General features: G+C 72.4%; 18 protein-coding genes. 10 read left to right on the top strand and 8 right to left on the bottom strand.

Annotated elements, in window-relative coordinates; translation table 11 throughout:
* Positions 1 to 126 precede the first annotated feature (126 nt).
* Entirely contained in the window at positions 127 to 942 is an 816-nt protein-coding gene (locus ACULK2_RS15995; RefSeq protein ID WP_445968150.1) for a shikimate 5-dehydrogenase, read from the bottom strand.
* 296 nt (positions 943 to 1238) lie between these two features.
* Here ACULK2_RS15995 and ACULK2_RS15990 point away from each other — a divergent pair, with 296 nt between their 5' ends.
* A complete protein-coding gene (locus ACULK2_RS15990) occupies positions 1239 to 4439 on the top strand; it encodes a carbohydrate binding domain-containing protein (RefSeq protein WP_445968151.1) in 3201 nt (1066 codons plus the stop codon).
* An 89-nt stretch (positions 4440 to 4528) separates the two neighbouring features.
* On the opposite strand, the gene ACULK2_RS15985 is transcribed toward ACULK2_RS15990, so the two are convergent.
* Complete coding sequence (locus tag ACULK2_RS15985; protein ID WP_445968152.1) at positions 4529 to 5080, bottom strand: DUF3817 domain-containing protein; 552 nt, start codon at positions 5078 to 5080, stop codon at positions 4529 to 4531.
* A gap of 79 nt (positions 5081 to 5159) precedes the next feature.
* Here ACULK2_RS15985 and ACULK2_RS15980 point away from each other — a divergent pair, with 79 nt between their 5' ends.
* The 3 genes from ACULK2_RS15980 (at position 5160) to ACULK2_RS15970 (ending at position 7168) form a co-directional block, all read left to right on the top strand.
* A complete protein-coding gene (locus ACULK2_RS15980) occupies positions 5160 to 5735 on the top strand; it encodes a hypothetical protein (RefSeq protein ID WP_445968153.1) in 576 nt (191 codons plus the stop codon).
* A gap of 60 nt (positions 5736 to 5795) precedes the next feature.
* Positions 5796 to 6329, top strand: coding sequence for an adenine phosphoribosyltransferase (locus tag ACULK2_RS15975; RefSeq protein WP_445968154.1), 534 nt, complete (start codon positions 5796 to 5798; stop codon positions 6327 to 6329).
* A gap of 104 nt (positions 6330 to 6433) precedes the next feature.
* Complete coding sequence (locus ACULK2_RS15970) at positions 6434 to 7168, top strand: flavodoxin family protein (RefSeq protein ID WP_445968155.1); 735 nt, start codon at positions 6434 to 6436, stop codon at positions 7166 to 7168.
* A 15-nt stretch (positions 7169 to 7183) separates the two neighbouring features.
* Here the strand turns inward: ACULK2_RS15970 and ACULK2_RS15965 are convergent, their stop codons facing one another.
* Positions 7184 to 8092 carry a formylglycine-generating enzyme family protein gene (locus tag ACULK2_RS15965; RefSeq protein ID WP_445968156.1) on the bottom strand — a complete coding sequence of 303 codons (909 nt, stop codon included), beginning with the start codon at positions 8090 to 8092 and terminating at the stop codon, positions 7184 to 7186.
* A 92-nt stretch (positions 8093 to 8184) separates the two neighbouring features.
* On the opposite strand from ACULK2_RS15965, the gene ACULK2_RS15960 reads away from it, so the two are divergent.
* From ACULK2_RS15960 to ACULK2_RS15940, 5 genes are all read left to right on the top strand, one after another.
* A complete protein-coding gene (locus ACULK2_RS15960; protein ID WP_445968157.1) occupies positions 8185 to 8550 on the top strand; it encodes a DUF1801 domain-containing protein in 366 nt (121 codons plus the stop codon).
* Positions 8551 to 8723: 173 nt separating this feature from the next.
* Complete coding sequence (locus tag ACULK2_RS15955; RefSeq protein WP_445968158.1) at positions 8724 to 10088, top strand: mechanosensitive ion channel family protein; 1365 nt, start codon at positions 8724 to 8726, stop codon at positions 10086 to 10088.
* A 114-nt stretch (positions 10089 to 10202) separates the two neighbouring features.
* The gene (locus ACULK2_RS15950) at positions 10203 to 11357 is read left to right on the top strand and encodes a M14 family zinc carboxypeptidase (protein ID WP_445968159.1); all 1155 of its coding nucleotides are present in this window, start codon (positions 10203 to 10205) and stop codon (positions 11355 to 11357) included.
* 171 nt (positions 11358 to 11528) lie between these two features.
* Positions 11529 to 11969, top strand: a complete 441-nt coding sequence (locus tag ACULK2_RS15945) for a Fur family transcriptional regulator (RefSeq protein ID WP_445968160.1) — start codon at positions 11529 to 11531, stop codon at positions 11967 to 11969.
* A gap of 129 nt (positions 11970 to 12098) precedes the next feature.
* Complete coding sequence (locus ACULK2_RS15940; protein WP_445968161.1) at positions 12099 to 13616, top strand: catalase; 1518 nt, start codon at positions 12099 to 12101, stop codon at positions 13614 to 13616.
* Between the two features lie 82 nt (positions 13617 to 13698).
* Here the strand turns inward: ACULK2_RS15940 and ACULK2_RS15935 are convergent, their stop codons facing one another.
* The 3 genes from ACULK2_RS15935 to purS all read right to left on the bottom strand — a co-directional run bounded on the left by ACULK2_RS15935 (position 13699) and on the right by purS (position 16309).
* Positions 13699 to 15153 (bottom strand): DUF2254 domain-containing protein, encoded by a 1455-nt coding sequence (locus ACULK2_RS15935; RefSeq protein WP_445968162.1) that lies wholly within the window; start codon positions 15151 to 15153, stop codon positions 13699 to 13701.
* Between the two features lie 119 nt (positions 15154 to 15272).
* Positions 15273 to 15971 (bottom strand): phosphoribosylformylglycinamidine synthase subunit PurQ, encoded by a 699-nt coding sequence (gene purQ, locus ACULK2_RS15930; RefSeq protein ID WP_445968163.1) that lies wholly within the window; start codon positions 15969 to 15971, stop codon positions 15273 to 15275.
* A 17-nt stretch (positions 15972 to 15988) separates the two neighbouring features.
* Positions 15989 to 16309 carry a phosphoribosylformylglycinamidine synthase subunit PurS gene (gene purS / locus ACULK2_RS15925; RefSeq protein WP_445968164.1) on the bottom strand — a complete coding sequence of 107 codons (321 nt, stop codon included), beginning with the start codon at positions 16307 to 16309 and terminating at the stop codon, positions 15989 to 15991.
* Between the two features lie 89 nt (positions 16310 to 16398).
* On the opposite strand from purS, the gene ACULK2_RS15920 reads away from it, so the two are divergent.
* On the top strand, positions 16399 to 17697 hold the full coding sequence (locus ACULK2_RS15920; RefSeq protein WP_445968165.1) for a wax ester/triacylglycerol synthase domain-containing protein: 1299 nt from the start codon (positions 16399 to 16401) through the stop codon (positions 17695 to 17697).
* 40 nt (positions 17698 to 17737) lie between these two features.
* On the opposite strand, the gene ACULK2_RS15915 is transcribed toward ACULK2_RS15920, so the two are convergent.
* Positions 17738 to 18103 carry a hypothetical protein gene (locus ACULK2_RS15915; RefSeq protein ID WP_445968166.1) on the bottom strand — a complete coding sequence of 122 codons (366 nt, stop codon included), beginning with the start codon at positions 18101 to 18103 and terminating at the stop codon, positions 17738 to 17740.
* Between the two features lie 211 nt (positions 18104 to 18314).
* Positions 18315 to 18842: a hypothetical protein gene (locus ACULK2_RS15910; protein ID WP_445968168.1), complete on the bottom strand. Its 528-nt coding sequence runs from the start codon at positions 18840 to 18842 to the stop codon at positions 18315 to 18317.
* Positions 18843 to 19029 lie beyond the last annotated feature (187 nt).

Here is a 19029-nt window from a genome sequence, read left to right as displayed (position 1 = left end):
GGTGGTATCAGTGGTCACGAGTGGCGAGCTCCAAGGAAGGCGGCGAGCGGATGCCGCGGGGCGGATGCCGGACCCTGAGATTCTACCCGCGCTGCTCAGGTGAGCATGGCCGCGCGGCCCCTGGCGCTACTCGGCGCGGGAGAACGCCGCGGCGCGCTCGACCTGGTCGCGCGTGAGCGCGACGCCCGTGTAGCGCTCGAACTGGCGGGCGGCCTGCAGTGCGACGACCTCGGCGCCGGTGATGACCGGGGTGCCGGCGGCGCGGGCGGCCGCGATGAGCGGGGTCTCGGCCGGGAACGCGACGACGTCGACGACCGTCGAGGCGCGCTCGACGTACGCGTCGTCGAAGGCGAGCGCAGCGGCATCCGCCCCCTGCATGCCGAGCGGCGTCACGTTCACGATGACGTCGAAGGATGCCTCGGGCTCGTCGGCCGTCCACGCGTACCCGTACTTCGCCGCGAGCGCTGACCCGGCCGACGCATTGCGCGCGAGCACCGTGAGGTCGTCGAACCCGGCGCCGCGGAACGCCGCGACGACCGCCTTCGCCATGCCGCCCGAGCCGCGCACGACGACGCGCGCCGCCGGGTCGAGCCCGTGCTCGGTGATGAGCTGCGCGACCGCCTCGTAGTCGGTGTTGGATGCCGAGAGCCGGCCGCCGTCGTTCACGATCGTGTTGACCGACTCGATCGCGGCGGCCGACTCCTCCATGGCGTCGACGAGCCGGATCACGTCCTCCTTGAACGGCATGGACACCGAGCACCCGCGGAACCCGAGCGCCCGCATGCCTCGGATGGCGCCCTCGAGGTCGTCGGTCGTGAACGCCTTGTACATGAAGTTCAGGCCGAGCTCGACGTAGAGGAAGTTGTGGAATCGCGTGCCGAGGTTCGACGGGCGACCGGAGAGGGAGATGCAGACCTGCATGTCCTTGTTGAGGATCGGCATGCAGACATTCTCGTCGTACGGATCGATCGCGGCGCGGTCCGCACGATCCGCCCGGTCCCGCCGCGGATCGCGTTCGGGCGTCGAGCGAGTCGGCGGACCGAGGCGGCGGGATATGTTGTGAGAGCGCTCTCTTCCGACTGATTTCGGCGAGCGGTTTCCCGCCCGCCTCGACGCCGAACAGGACAGCAGGTCTCCGATCCCAGTGTCCACAAGGGGCTTGCGGGATTCGCCACAGCCTGCCTACCCTGTCCGGGACCGACTCGGTCGATCCCTTCACCTACTGCAATGGAGCACGAATGGACTCGAAGAAGAGAGCGCTCTCACGACGGGCGGCCGCGACGTTGGCGGCCGCGGCCGTGGTCGCCGCCCCGCTCGCCGCAGCCGCCCCGGCCTCCGCGGCCGGAAGCATCTCCGTGATCGCCGACTTCGAGGGCGGCGCACCCGACGGCTTCTTCTCGTACGGGTCGGCGGGCTTCGGCATCGTCGACATCGCCGCCGGAACCCCCGAGGCGAAGCCCGGCCAGACCGAGCCGACGAAGCTCCTCTCATACGGATGGGATGTCACGGCGCCGGGCTCGTTCGGCGGGGTCGGTCAGACCTTCGCCGCAGCGCGCGACGTCAGCGCGTTCGACGGCGTCACCCTCCTGGTCGACGGCTCGGGCAACGGCGCGGCGTACCAGGTCGAGCTCTTCGACGGCGGGGCGAACGCCGACGCATCCGAGCGGTTCGACGTCGACCTCGTCGACGACACCGACGGCTGGAAGGAGCTCCGCCTGCCCTGGTCGGCGTTCACCCGGGCGACCGACTTCCAGCCCGGGGGCGCGCCCGACGACGGACTCGGCCTCACGTCGGTCTGGGGGTATGCGATCCCCGCCGTCAACGGTGCCGACACGATCCGCGTCGACGACATCGCGGTCTACTCCGACACCGAGGTCACGCCCTCCGTCTCATTCGCGGCCGACGCGGCATCCGCCATCGAGGGCGACGAGATCGACGTGCAGGTGCGGCTCGACCTCGCCTCGACCTCGCCGGTCAGCGTCGATCTCGGCGCCGTGGACGGCACGGCGACGCTCGCCGACGCCGACTACGCCGACCCGTCGACGACGATCGAGTTCGCGCCCGGCGAGACGCTCAAGACCGTCCGGGTCGCCACGACCGCCGACGACGCCGAGGAGCAGAACGAGACCTTCGCGCTCGAGCTCTCGAACCCGTCGGGGGCGCAGCTCGGCTCGGTCGCGTCGTTCGAGGTCACGATCCTCGACGATGACGGCGCGGTCGTGGGGCCGCCGGACGGCCGGAAGACCGTCGTCGACGACCACGAGACGCCGCTCGTCGGCGGCACCGACGGCGACGGCATCCCCGTCGGCTGGTTCGGCGCGCAGGACCCGAACAGCAGCGTCGCCTTCGAGCGCACGGATGCCGCCCCCGCGCCCGTTCCCGGCGCCCCATCGCCCAACCACGTGCTGAAGGCCGATTTCTCCGTCTCCTCCTTCGGCGTCGTCGTGCGGAACTTCACGAACGAGGCCGCCGACGCGTGGACGACCGAGGACTGGTCGACCTACGAGGGCATCGGGTTCTGGATGTACGGCAACGGCTCGGGCACCGACCTGTTCCTCGACCTGCTCGACAACCGCAACCCGGGCTCGACGACCGACGACGCCGAGCGCTTCGTCGTCTCGTTCGCCGACGACTGGCGCGGATGGAAGTTCCTCACGTTCGACTTCGACGAGTTCCAGCGCAAGAACATCGGCAACGGCGCGCCGAACGACGGGCTGACGCTGACCGACATGCACGGGTACGCGTTCGGCTCGCTGCGGACGACCACGCCGCAGACCTTCCTCTACGACGACGTCCTGGTCTACGGCGAGGCCGAGCCGCCCGCCCTCGCGGTCGGGTTCGACCGCGCCGGGTACGAGGTCGAGGAGGGCGACACGCTCACCGGCGTCATCCGTCTGAACCGCGTCGCCGACACCGATGTGACCGTCGACTGGGCCTCCGGGGCGACCGAGGCGCGGACCGCGACCGAGGACCTCTCGGCGAGCGCCGACCGCGACTTCACTCCGGCGACCGGTACGGTCACGATCCCCGCAGGGGAGCGCGAGGCGACCATCGAGCTGCCGACGATCGACGACGACAAGCACGAGGTCGACGAGACGTTCGTCGTGCGGCTCTCCGACCCGCAGGGCGCCGAGTTCGGCTTCGTGCGCACCGCGACCGTGAGCATCCAGGACGACGACGCGGCCGACGCCGCGCTCGTCGACGACTTCGAGTCGACGCCCTGGCTGTGGGAGACGACCGGCAACGCCGAGCTCACCACCCGCGAGATCGCGGCCGGTGACGACGACGCCTACGCGGGCCAGAGCGCCTACGAGGGCGTCGCCGACTTCACCCACCGCGGGACGGCGACGATGACGCGCGAGTTCGCGGGCGGCCAGGACTGGTCGGACGCCGACGGCATCAGCTTCATGGTGAACGGCACCGGCAAGCCCACCCGCATCACGGTCGGCCTCCAGGACGACCCGGCGCCCGACGAGGGCCCGGACTCCTGGGAGCTCGCGTGGAGCGACGAGTTCGACGGCCCCGCAGGCTCGCCCGCGAACCCCGAGAACTGGACCTACGAGACCGGCGGCTGGGGCTGGGGCAATGACGAGCGCCAGTACTACACCGACAGCACCGACAACGCGTCGCTCGACGGCGACGGCAACCTCGTCATCACGGCCCGCGAGGTCGACCCGGCGACGACCGACCTGGAGTGCTGGTACGGGCCGTGCGAGGTGACCTCGGCGCGGCTCATCACCGAGCAGAAGCAGGAGTTCGAGTACGGACGCATCGAGTCGCGCGTGCAGCTGCCCGAGGGCACCGGCATCTGGCCGGCGGTCTGGTCGCTCGGCACCGACTTCCGCGAGGTCGGCTGGCCGCAGACGGGCGAGATCGACGTCATGGAGTACGTCGGCCGACTGCCGAACGAGGTCTTCGGCACGATCCACGGCCCGGGCTACTCGGGCGGTCAGTCGTACGGCGGCATCTACGACTTCGGCGAGCCCGTGCCCGACGGCTGGCACGAGTTCGCGGTCGAGTGGACGCCCGAGGAGATCGTCTGGGAGGTCGACGGGATCGTCTTCCACCAGGCCGACCCCGCGGACGTCGCGCCGAACGAGTGGGTCTTCGACCACCCGTTCTCGCTCATCACGAACATCGCGGTCGGCGGCAACTTCGGCGGCACGCCCGGAGACGACCTGGTGTTCCCGCAGTCGCTGACGGTCGACTACGTGCGCGTCTACCAGGCCCCCGACACGGCGGAACGGTTCACGGCGAGCGTCGTCGACCGGACGGCCGGATGGCACGAGGTGACGATCCCGTTCGACGCCTTCACGCGGGCCGACGAGCAGCCGGAGGGCGCGCCCGACGACGGGCTCACGCTGACCGACGTGCAGGGCTACTCCCTGACGTTCGCGGGCAGGGGCACGGTGTCGATCGACCGGGTCACGGTCGACTAGTCGATCGCGCCGCCGATGACGAGGGCGGGGCGGATGCCGCGGCATCCGCCCCGCCCTTCGTCGTGCCGGTCGAGTCGGTGGGCCGGAGCTCAGTCGCGGCCGCCGGGCGGGCCGATCAGGAGCAGGACGGTGAAGACCGCGGCGATGCCGAGCACGGCGAGCACGGTCAGCAGCAGGGGACGGGCGAGGAACCAGCGCAGCATCCGGTCGATCACCGAGCCGTCGGCGGGGTGGTCGGTCGCCTCGCGGCGCCATGGCCCCTCGAGCTTCCCGCGTCGCAGCAGCCACACCTCGAAGGGGATCGTCGCGTAGGGCACGATCGCGAACACGACGCCGAGCACGATCAGGCCGAACGGCCAGCGCTGGTTCACGCCGACGAGCGCCGCGGTGAAGGCGTACCCGAGGAAGACGAAGCCGTGGATCGAGCCGCCGACGAGCACCGCCCAGTCGAGGTCGAGCGTCGCGCGCATGATGAGCGCCGTGATCAGGATCGTCCACGTGATCGCCTCGGCGACCGCGAGCAGGCGGAACAGGCGCTTCGGCGTGAGGCCGGGCGCGACCGAGGTCACGGGGGTGGTCGCCGGGGCGGGGAGGACGGGCTCGGGCATGGCGGGGGCGTCGACGGGATCGGGAGAACTCACCGTTCAATCCTGCCGGACGGCACCGGACGACGGCATCGAACGAAAGGCGGATCGCGGCCGCCGGCGCTATGGTGAGGCCATGGGGGAGGTGGGGGACGACCGCCCGCCGGCGGCGCCGGACTCCCGCGGCCGCGGAGGCGCGGTCGACGTGGGCCGGAGGACCGCCGGGCTGATGCTGCGGGCGTACCGCAGCGAGTCGTCGATCTACGGCGTCGTGCTCGTCAGCGCGCTCATCGCGGTCGGATGGGACGACGACACCGACCTCGACGTGCTGCTGTTCACCCTGGGCGCCACGGCCGTGTTCTGGCTCGCCCACGTCTACGCCGGCACGATCGCGCGAGAGGAGGGCCCCGAGTCCGGTCGCCCCCGCTGGCAGGCCATCGCACGTGCGGTGCGCGAGTCGGCGTTCCGCTCGTCGGGCATCGTCCTCGCGATGATCGTGCCGATCGCGTTCCTGGCCACCGCGGTGTTCGGCTGGATGGACGAGTACGTCGCCTACTACCTGGCGCTGCTCGCCGGCACGGCGGTCCTCGCGGTGATCGGGTGGGCCGTCGCCGCCCGCCGAGGCGGATCGTGGGGATGGCACCTGCTCAGCGCGCTCGTGACGGCCAGCCTCGGCCTGCTCGTCATCTGGCTGAGCTCCCTGGTCCATTGAGCCGGATGGTGCGATCGGATGCGAAGATCCGGCCGACGCGGCCGGCAGTAGGGTGAACCGGTGAACGAAGCGCAGGTCCGGGAACTCGTCGAGTCGAAGATCGCGACGATCCCCGACTTCCCCGAGCCCGGCATCGTCTTCCGCGACCTCACGCCCGTGTTCGCCGACGGCCCGGCGTTCCACGCGTTGTCCGAGGCGCTGACCGTGCCGTTCGCGGGTCGGTTCGACCGCCTCGCCGGCTTGGAGGCGCGCGGGTTCCTGCTCGCCGGCGCCGCATCGGCGCTGTGCGGCGCGGGCGTGCTCCCGGTCCGCAAGGCGGGCAAGCTGCCGCGCGCCGTCTTCCGCGAGGAGTACGACCTCGAATACGGCACGGCGGCGTTCGAGGTGCACGAGGGCGAGGTGCCGCCGGGGTCTCGCGTGCTCATCATCGACGACGTGCTCGCGACGGGCGGCTCCGTCGAGGCCGCGTCGCGCCTGATCGAGCGGGCCGGATGGCGCGTGGCGGGCGTCTCGGTCGCGATCGAGCTCGACGGGCTCGGCGGGCGCGAGCGGCTCGGCGGGCGATACGAGATCCGGAGCCTGCTGCACTATTGACCCCGGCGTCGGCCGGGTGGGATCGGCTCGGGTCCCCGCGTAGGCGAGAACCCCTCGACCGGCAACCCCGTGGCATCCGCTCGCTTCGGGCGTAGGTTCGGATCATGGCAGCAGCACCCGACTTCAGCGACCTCAGCGCCGTCTACGTCAACTGCACGCTCAAGCGGTCACCCGAGGTGAGCAACACCCAGGGCCTCATGGACGCGAGCATCGCCCTGATGCGGCAGCACGGCGTCGCGGTGGAGACGTTCCGGTTCGTCGACCACGACGTCGCGACCGGCGTCCACCCCGACATGCGCGAGCACGGCTGGGCGGCCGATGCGTGGCCCGAGGAGATCTGGCCGAGCATCCGCGACGCCGACATCCTCGTCGTCGGCGGCCCGATCTGGCTCGGCGACAACTCGTCGGTCACCAAGCGGCTCATCGAGCGGCTCTACGCCATGTCCGGCGAGACGAACGACAAGGGCCAGTACGTGTTCTACGGCAAGGTCGGCGGCGCGATCATCACGGGCAACGAGGACGGCCTGAAGCACTGCGCGATGGACGTCCTGTTCTCGCTGCAGCACATCGGCTGCACGATCCCGCCGGCCGCCGATGCCGGATGGATCGGCGAGGCCGGCCCCGGCCCGAGCTACCTCGACGAGGGCTCGGGCGGCCCCGAGAACGACTTCACCAATCGGAACACGACGTTCATGACGTACAACCTCATGCACGTCGCGAAGCTGCTCAAGGACGCCGGCGGCATCCCCGCGATCGGCAACGTGCGCGACGAGTGGGACTCGGGCGAGCGGTGGGGGTACCGGCCGACGCCGGACGACCCCAACCCCGAGTACCGCTGAGCGAGTCGGACGCCCTCAGCCTGCGACGCTCGCGACGTCCCCCGCGCAGCGGAACCCGAGGTTCGTCGTCGACGAGTCCTCGGCCTGCGACGACCGCGCCGCCGGCCGGTACCGGCGGCAGTACTCGGGCGCGCACAGGTGCGACCCGCCCTTGGTCACGTGCAGCGCCCGCGAGGGCGCGACGCCGGCGAGCAGGTCGGTGCGCCGACCGCGGTCGACGGATGTCGCGCCGGGCGGCACATGCCGTGGCGTGAAGGCGTCGGAGGTCCACTCCCACACGTTGCCGATGACGTCGACGAGGCCGAAGCCGTTGGCCGGGTAGGACCCGACGGGCGAGGTGCCGCCCCAGCCGGTGCTCCGGTAGGGGAAGTCGCCCTGCCACGTGTTCGCCATGACGGCGCCGTCGGGCATCCGCTCGTCGCCCCACGCGAACTCGGCGCCGTCCAGTCCGCCGCGCGCGGCGTACTCCCACTCGGCCTCGGTCGGCAGGCGTCGCCCCGCCCACTCGGCGTAGGCCGCGGCATCGGCATAGGCGACGTGCACGACCGGATGGTCGGCCCGCCCCTCGAGGTCGGAATCGGGACCGAACGGATGGCGCCAGTCGGCGCCCGGCACCCATCGCCACCACTGGCGCCAGTCGCGCAGGTCCACGGGGCCGTCCGTCGGCGTGAACACCAGCGACCCGGGTGCCCGCTCGGCCTCGGGGACGTCTTCGAACTCGTCGGGATCGAGCGGGCGCTCGGCGGTGGTCGCATACCCCGTCGCCGCGACGAATTCCGCGAACTGCGCGTTCGTGACCGGGTGCCGCTCGATCGCGAAGGCCGCGATGCGCCGCTCGTGCTGCGGCGCCTCCTCGGGGTAGTGGACGTTGCTGCCCATGCGGAACGTGCCGCCGGGCAGTCCGACGAGGTCGGTGAGGGCCATCCGATCAGGCTACCCGCGCGGTGGGCGGGTAACCGAGCCATCCGTCCGCGGCACCGCCGGCCGCACCCGGGGAGCGGTGCCATACTTCGGGCATGGTGCGTCACGATCCGGCGGTCGACGCCTGGTTCGAGCAGTACGACAATCCGCAGCGCGACCTCGTGATGGCGGTGCGCGACGCGGTGCTCGAGGCCGACGACCGCGTGACCGAGGCGATCAAGTGGCAGGCGCCGACCTTCGTGTACCGCGGCAACATCGCCTCCTTCTACCCGAAGGCGAAGGCGCACGCGAGCCTGATGTTCCACCGCGGTGCCGAGCTTCCCGACCCCGACGGGCTCCTCGAGGGCGAGGGCGACACGTCGCGGGTGGCGAAGTTCGCCGACGCCGACGACCTCGAACGCAAGCGAGCCGCGCTGCAGTCGCTCGTCCGGGCCTGGGTCGCGGCCCGCGACGCCGGCTGATGACAGAGGGCGCGGCCCACCGGAGCCCGAGTCGGCGTGGATGCGCGCCCCGGCTGCCGCGCTGACCGCCTTCTCGGCATCCGCTGGGCAGAACCCGAGAGCCGCGCTCTCGACTTGCACCCCCCGCGGGGCCGCCGCCTACGCTGGTGAACTCCGACTCGGAGGGAGCCCCCGTGCCCGACGCACCCGCCTGGGAGACCACGCTCGTCTTCGCGATCGCGCTCGTGGTCGCGGTCGTGGCGACGTTCATCGTCTCCGCCATCGCCTCGATCATCGTCCGCGCCGTCGCTCGGCGCCGCGACTGGGCGGGCATCCTCATCCGCCGCGCGAGGTGGCCGTTCCGCACGGTCCTGCTCACTGCGGGGGTGTGGATCTCGATCGCCCTGGCCTTCCCCGACGCCGGTTGGCGTCCCGCGGTCGACCACGCGTTCCTCATCGCGTTGATCGCCGCGGGCGCGTGGCTCGTGGCGCAGCTCTTCCTCTTCCTCGCCGACGTGGGCGTCAGTCGATACCGCATGGATGTCGCCGACAACCGCGTCGCACGTCGCGTGCACACGCAGTTCCAGATCGTGCGCCGGCTCGTGGTCGTCGTCATCGTGATCATCGCGGTGGGCGCCATCCTGCTCACCTTCCCCGGCGTTCGCGCCGTGGGGGCGAGCGTGCTCGCGTCCGCCGGCATCGCGTCGATCGTCGCCGGCCTGGCGGCGCAGACCGTGCTCGCGAACATGTTCGCGGGCATCCAGATCGCCTTCAGCGAGGCCATCCGGGTCGACGATGTCGTGGTCGTCGAGGGCGAGTGGGGCCGGATCCGGGAGATCACGCTCACGTACGTCGTCGTCGTGACGTGGGACGAGCGGACCGTGGTGCTGCCGTGCACCTATTTCACGACCAAGCCCTTCCAGAACTGGACGAAGTACGGCAGTGCGCTCATCGGCTCGATCGAGCTCGACGTCGACTGGCGCATCTCGACCGATGCCATGCGCGAGGAGCTCGACCGGGTCCTCGACGGCGAGGAGCTCTTCGACGGTCGCACGAAGGTCCTGCAGGTGACCGAGGCGACCGGCGGCCTCGTGCGCGTCCGCGTGCTCGTCAGCGCCGCCGACTCCGCTGCACTGTGGGACCTCCGCTGCCTCGTGCGCGAGGACCTCGTGGAGTGGATCCGGGAGCAGGATGCCGCGGCGCTCCCGCAGCAGCGCGTGCTCGTCGGCGCGGAGCCGGCGGAGCGGGCCGAGCGGTCGGCCGAGGCCGAGCGCTCCGAGCCGGGCGGCGGCGGCCCGGCGGCGGACGGCCGGGCGACCGATGGCGCGGGCGAGCGCTCGCCGGAGCCGAAGCCGGTCACCGGCTCGACGTCCCGCGCGGGCCTGTTCTCGGGGAGCGCAGACGGCGAGCAGCGCGCGTCGGAGTTCACCCAGGCGATCCCCGTGCAGCGCGCGGACGAGGCCGACGCCGTCGACGGCGATGCGGCATCGGGGGACGTATCCGATCCGCGGGACGATCGGCGTGCGGTGGAGGAGGAAGCAGGGACGCGCGTCCCTTGAGGAGCGGAGCCGCTTCTCCGTAGGCTCGCAGCACGCTCACGGGAAAACCCATTCCGGGTGATCCCGGGGCCGTGCCGCCTTCACCGGCACGTCGCACGACAGGGGGAGACACCGATGTCCACAGGCCCGACGCCGACGCACCACCGATCCCGAACCGCCCGCACCACGACGTTCGCCGCCGCCGCGGCCCTCGCCGTCGCGGGTCCGCTCGTCGCCGGCGCACCGGCGATCGCCGACGCGAACTTCCCCTCCACCGAGGGGGAGACCAGCACCGCCAGCATCGCGACCTACTCGGATCTGATCGCCGAGCTCGAGCGGCTCGAGGACACCGCTCGCTTCGGCGTCGACGTCCGCACGCTCGCCGAGGTGGGCACGGCGGTGTCCACGTCCGAGTCGGGTCGCGACCTCTACGTCGCGACCGTCGGCGACGGCCCCGAGGCCGTCTGGCTCCAGGGCCGCATCCACGGCAACGAGCCCTACGGCACCGAGTCGCTCCTCGCGGTCCTCAAGGAGCTCGGCACGAACGGCTCGCCCGATTGGACGCTGCTCCGCGAGACGTACACCTTCCACGTGATCCCGATGTACAACCCCGACGGCTCGGAGCTCAACATCCGGCACACGATCCTGCAGGACGGCTCGGACGCGCGGATCGACCTGAACCGCGACTGGGGCGTGGGGAAGTTCGCGGCCGCCGAGTCGGAGGCGTTCTACGAGTACTGGACGATGGTCGACCCGGCGTTCGCGGTCGACATCCACCACCAGGGCCTGAAGCGCGAGTACGGCACGGGCGACGAGGTCACGCTCTCGCTCGGCATCTCGCTCGCGCCCGGCGGGCCGACGCTTCCGGGCGTCGAGGGCGGTGCGTACGACGTGCTCACCCGCCAGATGCACGTGCACGTCTACGACGAGCTGCAGCGCGCCGGGTACGTCAACATGGACCGCTACCAGGTCGGCGGGAGCCTCGAGATCGACATCAAGGGCGGCGTCGTGTCGGCCATGATGCTCGGCCTCGACCACGAGGGGCTGAACCCCGAGGGCCACAGCAACCCGGCGATCTTCTTCGAGACGAGCGGCAACACCAGCGACGGCAGTCTCGGGCAGAAGGCGCGCGGCAAGTCGATCAAGCAGAACGTCGTCGCCCTGAGCGAACTGCTCGTCGGCATGGCGACCGGCGAGGTCCAGGAGGAGGACCCGGCGCGCTGGGAGGAGATCCCGCACGCGCCGGTCACCGGCTACCAGACCGACACCGGGGTCATCCCGATTCCGTAGGTCGTGCCGGTGAGGGCCGGGTCGCCGATGGCGGCCCGGCCCTCATCGCAGCACGCGTGCCCGGAGCGCGCCGGTCGGGGACACGGCGATCTCGACGACGCCGGGTCGTTCGTCGTCGGGGATGCGCCAGAGTTGTTTTGAACCACTCAAAACAACTGCTACGGTGAACGCATGGACGCCGAGACCCGCCACGATGACGCCGTCGGGCGCCTCCGCGCGGCCGGCCTCAAGGTGACCGCCCAGCGCCTCGCGGTGCTCGACGCCGTCGGCGGCCACGGCCACCTCGACGCGGAGGCCGTGCACTCGCGCGTCACCGGCTCGCTTCCGGGCACGTCGCTCCAGTCGATCTACAACGTGCTCGGCGCGCTGACCGACGCCCGCCTGCTGCGGCGGATCGAGCCTGCCGAATCGCCGGCACTCTACGAGAGTCGCACGGGCGACAACCACCACCACGTCGTCTGCACGAGCTGCCGCGCCGTGGCCGATGTCGACTGCGTCGTGGGCGAGCCGCCGTGCCTCGCGCCGTCCGACGCATCCGGCTTCGCCATCCACACCGCCGAGGTCACCTTCTGGGGCCTCTGCGCCGACTGCCAGCGGGAGGTCGCCGGCTAGCCCGGCGGCATCCGCTCGCGCAGGCGCGCTCGCGCGCCGACCGCCCGGACGGGGCGGTGCTCGTCGTGCCCGCACGCCGGTGCATCGTCGCGGCCGCGGCATCCCACCCATCGAGAAGAAGAAGGACGAATGTCGAACCCTACGACCCCGCCCGTGACGACCACCCAGACCGGCACGCCCGTCGCCAGCGACGCCCACTCGCTCACGGTCGGCGCCGACGGCGCGACCGTGCTGCACGACCGCTACCTCGTCGAGAAGCTCGCGCAGTTCAACCGCGAGCGCATCCCCGAGCGGATCGTCCACGCCAAGGGCGGCGGCGCGTTCGGCCGCTTCGAGTCGACGCACGACGTGTCGGCGTACACGCGGGCCGCGGTCTTCCAGCCCGGCGCCGAGTCCGAGACGCTCCTGCGCTTCTCGTCGGTCGCCGGTGAGCAGGGCTCGCCCGACACGTGGCGCGACGTGCGAGGCTTCTCGCTGAAGTTCTACACGACCGAGGGCAACTACGACATCGTCGGCAACAACACCCCCGTGTTCTTCATCCGCGACGGCGCGAAGTTCCCCGACTTCATCCACTCGCAGAAGCGCCTGCCCGGCTCGGGCCTCCGCGACGCCGACATGCAGTGGGACTTCTGGACGCTCTCGCCGGAGTCGGCCCACCAGGTCACCTACCTCATGGGCGACCGCGGCCTGCCGAAGTCGTGGCGCGAGATGCAGGGCTACGGCTCGCACACCTACCAGTGGATCAACGCCGCCGGAGAGCGGTTCTGGGTCAAGTACCACTTCCGCTCGCAGCAGGGCGACCTGCACCTGGATGCCGCGACCGCCGAGGCCATCGCGGGCGCCGACGCCGACTTCTACCGCCGCGACCTCCACGAGGCGATCGAGCGAGGCGAGTTCCCGAAGTGGGACCTGCACGTGCAGGTCATGCCGTACGAGGACGCGAAGACCTACCGCTTCAACCCGTTCGACCTCACCAAGGTGTGGCCGCACTCGGACTACCCGCTGATCCCGGTCGGCACGCTCACGCTCGACCGCAACCCGCAGAACTTCTTCGCCGAGATCGAGCAGGCCGCGTTCTCGCCGGCCAACACGGTGCCCGGCATCGCGATCAGCCCCGACAAGATGCTCATGGCGCGCGTGTTCAGCTACCCCGACGCGCAGCGCTACCGGGTCGGCACGAACTACAACCAGCTCCCGGTGAACGCGCCGCACGCGGCGTCCGTGCACACCTACTCGCAGGACGGCGCCGCGCGGCACCACTTCAACGCGCCGACCGCGCCCGTGTACGCGCCGAACTCGTTCGGCGGCCCGGTCGCGTCTGCGGATGCCGCGGGCGAGGGCGGCTGGGAGGCCGACGGGTCGCTCGTGCGCACGGCCTACACGCTGCGCTCCGACGACTCCGACTTCGGCCAGGCCGGCACGCTCTACCGCGACGTGTTCTCGGCCGAGGCGAGGGCGCGCCTCCTCGAGACGCTCTCGGGCCAGGCGCACGCCATCTCGATCGACGACATCCGCGAGCGGTTCTTCCAGTACTGGACGAACGTCGACGGCGACCTCGGCGCGGCCCTGCGCGCGGCGTACGCGGCCGGCGTGAACGCCGACGTGCCGCAGCAGCCGGAGGCCGCGGAGCCCGAGGTCGCGGCCTAGCCGGACGCTCCGGGCATCGGCGGGCGTCCGGGTCGCGTGGCAGCGCGGCTCGGGCGCCGGCCGGGCCCCCGTGCGACCGTGACTACGCCGACGCGGCGCCGGCCGCCCGATCGAGCACGCTCCGGGCGTGATCCGCGCGGCGCGCGAACTCCGCGCGCTCGTGCGGGTCGTAGTCCGCCGCGGCGACGCTCGCGACCAGGCGGTCGAGCTGCAGCCGCAGCGCGGCGACGTGCTCCGACCGAGTCGCCCGACGACCGACGTCCTCGATGAGGGCGAACAGACGGCCGACGACGTCCGGGTCGTCCACCCCGTATCGCCGTGCCTGCTGCACGCCGACCTCGAGGAGATCCGCGAAGTCGTGGCCGACCGGGACGACCCGGGCCGCCCCATCCTCGTCGGCATAGGCACCGGGTGTCTCGGGCAGCTCGGCGAGGTCGCCCAGCACGGCGGCGATGTGGCTCAGCGCGTGCACCGCGGTCGTCGGGTCGTTGACACCCGGAGAGAGTGCCTTGCTCGCGATGTCCGCCATCTGGCGCAGGCCGAAGCCGATGTCCTGCGGCGAGGTGCGCTCGTAGCCGACGCGGTAGGCCTCGACGATCGCGCCCTCGAGCGCCGACCGCTCGGCGCGCGACATCCGATCGGCCGCGACGTCCGTCGCCGGCGTCGTCGCCACCGCCGGAACGGCCGTGCCGGCCGCGCCCGCCGTGCCGGCCGCGCCCGTCGTGCCGGGCGCATCCGACTCGTGCGCCGCGCCCTCCGGCCACCACTCGGCGAGCGGCGCGCCCTCGATGACGCTCGCACCCACGTGCCGGAGTTCGCGCACCACCACGCCGTGGCTCCGCGCGGCCTCGATCAGGCCGTCCCGGTCGATCCCGGTCACGAAACCCGAGCGGCGCGCGAACACCGTGCGGGCGTCGTCGGGTCGATCCGGCGCCGGCGCCTCTGGGCGATCGTCGCCGCCGACGAGCGCGATCGTCCGGCCGGTCTCGCGGTGCACGTCGCGCAGCATCGTCTCGACCCTGAGCAGGCTCGCAAGGTGTGCGAGGAACAGCACGAGCATGATCACGCTCGCCAGCGTCAGTGCGAACGCGACCGTGATGGCGATGCGCGGCACCTGGTCGCCGGTGTCCGACACCGTGCGCAGCACCGTCAGGGCGTAGGCGAACGTGCCGATGAACGTCGCGAGCGTCACGTGCACCATCCGGTCGGATGAGAACGTGCGCAGCAGCCGCGGCGATGCCTGGCTGCTCGCGAGCTGGAGCGCGACGACCGTGAGCGAGAAGGTCAGCGACGTCGCGGTGATGAGCGATCCCGCGATGGTGGTGAGGACGGCTCGCGCGGCATCCGTGCCGCCGCTGAAGAGGATCGCGCCGAGCCACGGCGGCAGGTCCTCGTCGACGGCCAGGTCGAGGATCGGCAGCGCGATGCCCGCGATGACGGCGGCGATGATGGCGGCCACGGGCAGCGGCCAGATCCGGGACGAGATGGCCTCGGACAGGGTCGCCCACGAGCGGCGGGTTCCGTCGGCGGTCGGCATCGGCACCTCCAGGGGCCCCAGCCTACGGGAGCAGATCGGTGCCCGATCCAGCGGATCCCGGGTCGGCGGACCCCCGGGCGTCCAGCTCTCGGACCAGCCGCGCGGGCGCGGTCGCCCGGTTACGCCTCGACGAGGGTGCGGCGGATGACGCTCGTGAAGAAGCCGAGCCCGTCGACGCCCGAGCGCATCGCGGCCGCGGTGTCGGGGCCGAAGCCCGGCTCGACCGCGTGCTCGGGGTGCGGCATGAGGCCGACGACGTTGCCCGCGGCGTTGGTGATGCCCGCGATGTCGCGCAGCGAGCCGTTCGGGTTGACCCCGACGTAGCGGAACGCCACGCGACCCTCGCCCTCGAGCCGGTCGAGCGTCTCCTCCGACGCGATGAAGCCGCCCTCGCCGTTCTTGAGCGGGATGGTGATCTCCTGGCCGGCCTCGAACTCGCCGGTCCACGCGGTCGACGCGTTCTCGACGCGGAGCACCTGGTCACGGCAGATGAACGAGCCGTGGTCGTTGCGGATCAGGCCCCCCTCGAGCAGGTGCGCCTCGGCGAGCATCTGGAACCCGTTGCAGATGCCGAGCACGGGCATGCCGTGGTTCGCCGCGTCGACCACCTCGGTCATGATCGGGCTGAGCGAGGCGATCGCGCCGGCGCGCAGGTAGTCGCCGTAGCTGAAGCCGCCGGGGAGGATCAGGGCGTCGACGGCCTCGAGGTCGTGCGAGCCGTGCCAGAGTGCGACGGGCTCGCCGCCGGCGAGGCGAACGGCGCGCTGGGCGTCGCGGTCGTCGAGCGAGCCGGGGAACGTGATCACGCCGATGCGCATGCGCGGTCTCCCCGGCCTCAGTGCGTCTCGCCCGCGGGGGCGTCGTAGCCGTCGTGGTGCTCCGCGGCCTCGGCGGCCGCCTCGACGTTGGACTGCTCGTAGTGGATGCCCACGACGTCCTCGATGACCGAGTTCGAGAGCACGTTCTCGGCGAGTGCGGCGACCTCGGCCCGCAGTGCGTCGTCGACGGGACCGTCGACGGTCAGCTCGAAGCGCTTGCCCACGCGGACCCCGCTGATGGAGCCGTGCCCGGTGCGGGAGAGCGCGCCGGCGACGGCCTTTCCCTGCGGGTCGAGCAGTTCGGCCTTGGGCATCACTTCGACGACGATGGTGGGCACCGCGGTTCTCCGTTCGGTGTCGAGGGCGTGGATGCCTCGATTCTATCCGTCGCCCGGATGACGCTCGTCGCGCGACGTAGACTGCGGCCGTGGGCAGCCCGACGGCGCGGCGGGAACGGCTCTCGCCGGCCGACGCGTCGAACATCGTGCTCGACGCGCCCGATCAGGTGAACGCGTTCCTGATGGCGGGCGTGCTCGGGCCCGGCGGCCCGGTGAGCGCGTCGGGTCAACCGGATGTCGCGGCGATCCGCTCGGCGATCGACGGGCTCGTCGGGGCGTTGCCGCGGCTGTCCCAGCGCGTCGTCGCCGAGGGAGGCGGGTTCGCCTGGGAGCCCACGACCCTCGACCTCGAGCGGCACGTACGGCTGGTCGACGCCGTCGACGGGTCCGCTGGCTTCGAGGCGTTGTGCGCGCGCCTGATGGTGACGCCGCTTCCCCTCGACCGTCCGCTGTGGGAGCTGCTGCTCGTGCCCGGGGTCGCGCCGGGTCGGGTCGGGATCGTGCTCCGCATCCAGCACGCGATGGCCGACGGGCTGGCCGCGGTCCGGCTCGTGGAGGCGCTGCTGCACCCGGGCGGGTCGGCGCCGGATGTCGCTGCGACGGCGACCCGAGGCGTTCCGCCGGCGCGGCGCGCGCGCCGCACGTTCCGCTCCACGCTCCGGACCTTCGCCTCGGGCTGGAAGCGCACGATCACGGTATTCCGCCCGGTCGTGCCGCGCACGATCCTGCTCGGTCGCATCGGGTCGCGCCGCGGGGTCGCGTTCGTCGACGTGCCGCTCGACGCGGTCGAGACCGGTGCCGCGTCAGCCGGGGCGACGGTGAACGACGCGCTCCTGTCCGCCGCGGTCGCGGCCGCCGAGGCCGCGCTTCGGGCGCGCGGCGAACCGGTGCCGCCGGTGCTGCCGGCCAGCGTGCCGGTGGCGCTCGCGGGGCGCGGACGTTCGGGCAACGCGGTCGGCGTGATGCTCGTGCCGCTGCCGACCGGCGAGCCCGACGCCTCGACGAGGCTCCGACGCATCGCGGCGCTCACGTCGGAGCGGAAGGCCGACGCTCGCTCGCGCGGTTCCTTCGAGCTCACGCGCACCCGCGTCGGCACCCTGCTCTTCCGCCGGGTCGTGCGGTACCAGCGGCTCGTCGCCATGTTCGTGACGAACGTCCCCGGGCCGCGCCATCCGCTCGCCCTCGCTGGCGCACCGCTCGAGCGCGTCTGGCCCGTGGCGGCGATCCAGGGGAACGTGCGGCTCGGCGTCGCCGCGCTCTCCTACGACGGGATGCTGCGCTGCGCCGTGCACTGCGACGCGGATGCGGTCGAGGCATCGGTGTTCGCCGCCGCGCTCCGCGACGAGTTCGCGCGGATCGCAGGGCTCACCCCACCCCGACACGACTGAGCCCGGGCGCCGCTGACGCAGCGCCCGGGCTCCGCTTCGCTCAGCTGCGGGCGATGGCCCGGACGATCGCGCCGATGCCGACGAGGATCGCCACCCCGGCGGCCGCCGCGAGCCCGAGCACGAGCGCCGGGTTCTCGCGGTACTTCTCCTGGATCCAGTCCGAGGCGTCGTCGATGAACTCGGCGGCGTCGTCCGCGGCGTCCGCGGCGAGCGCCTTGGCCTGGCTCGCGGCGTCCGACGCCGCGGCCGTCGCGCGGCCGATCGCCTCGTTCGCCGAGCTCGAGAGGTCGTCGAGCACGCCGGACGCCTGGTCGGAGGCGGCATCCGCCGCGGCCTTGGCTCGCCCCACCGCCTCCTCGACGCGGTCGTCGAGGTCCCTGTTGTCGCTGTTCGTGGCGTCCGTCATGGCACCTTCCCCTTCCATCCAGTCCGCATCCGACCCCATCATGCTCCGGGGGCCGCGCCGCGGTCGAGTCATGCGTCGCGATCGGTGTCCCGGATCGCGTCGTCCTGGGCCGCCTCGTGCGGCTCCGCTGCGTCGGCCACCTCGGTGTCCATCGACGTCACGGGCGCCTTCGGGTCGGTCATCGGGCGGTCCGGGTCGCCGTACGACCCGCTCATCGCCGCCCGATCGCACGGGCGATCGCGCCGAGCACCACCACACCTGCCACGGCGGCGCCGATGACGACACCCGGACGCTTGCGGTACTCCTCCTTGACGCGCTCGGTCCACTCGCCCGTGACCCGCTTGGCGTCCTCGGTCAGGCGGTCGAGGTCGGCGTTCTCGGCGGCTTCCCTCACCTTCGCGGCGGCCTGCCGGGCCACGTCGGACGCGGCATCGGCGACCTGTCGGGCGGCGCCGGCAGCGGCGTCCGCGGCGGCGGTCATCGGCGTCCCCGAGGTCGCCCCCACCGAGTCGACGGCCTCGCGCTCGCCGTCCGGCCCCGGACCGGCCGGGGCGGCGCCGCCGGACGCGCGCTCGGTGGCGGACGTGTCCGTGTCCGACCCGGTCGAGGCGCTCGTGGGCGTCGAGCCCGATCCGCCGGTCGTGCCGACGGCCTCGGCGCCGACGGGCGGCGTGGGGGGCATGGTGGACGTTCCGGGCGTGGTCGTCGGCTCGTCGCGGCTCGTGGACTGATCGCTCATCTTCGTCACTCCTCCTGTCGTGGGGCGCCCGCGTGCACGGTGGTGCCGCATCGGGTGCCAGCAGTCTCGTCGAGCCCCGCGTCGGCGTCGAGGGCGTTGACACGCGCGCCGAGCGCGCCTAGCACGCGCACGCGTGGCGCCGGCACCCGCGCGCGGACCCGGTCACGGCCGCGTGGCCCCGGCCATC

This window comes from Agromyces molybdatiresistens (genome assembly GCF_052748445.2).
This window is presented reverse-complemented; position numbering and strand designations above follow the sequence as displayed.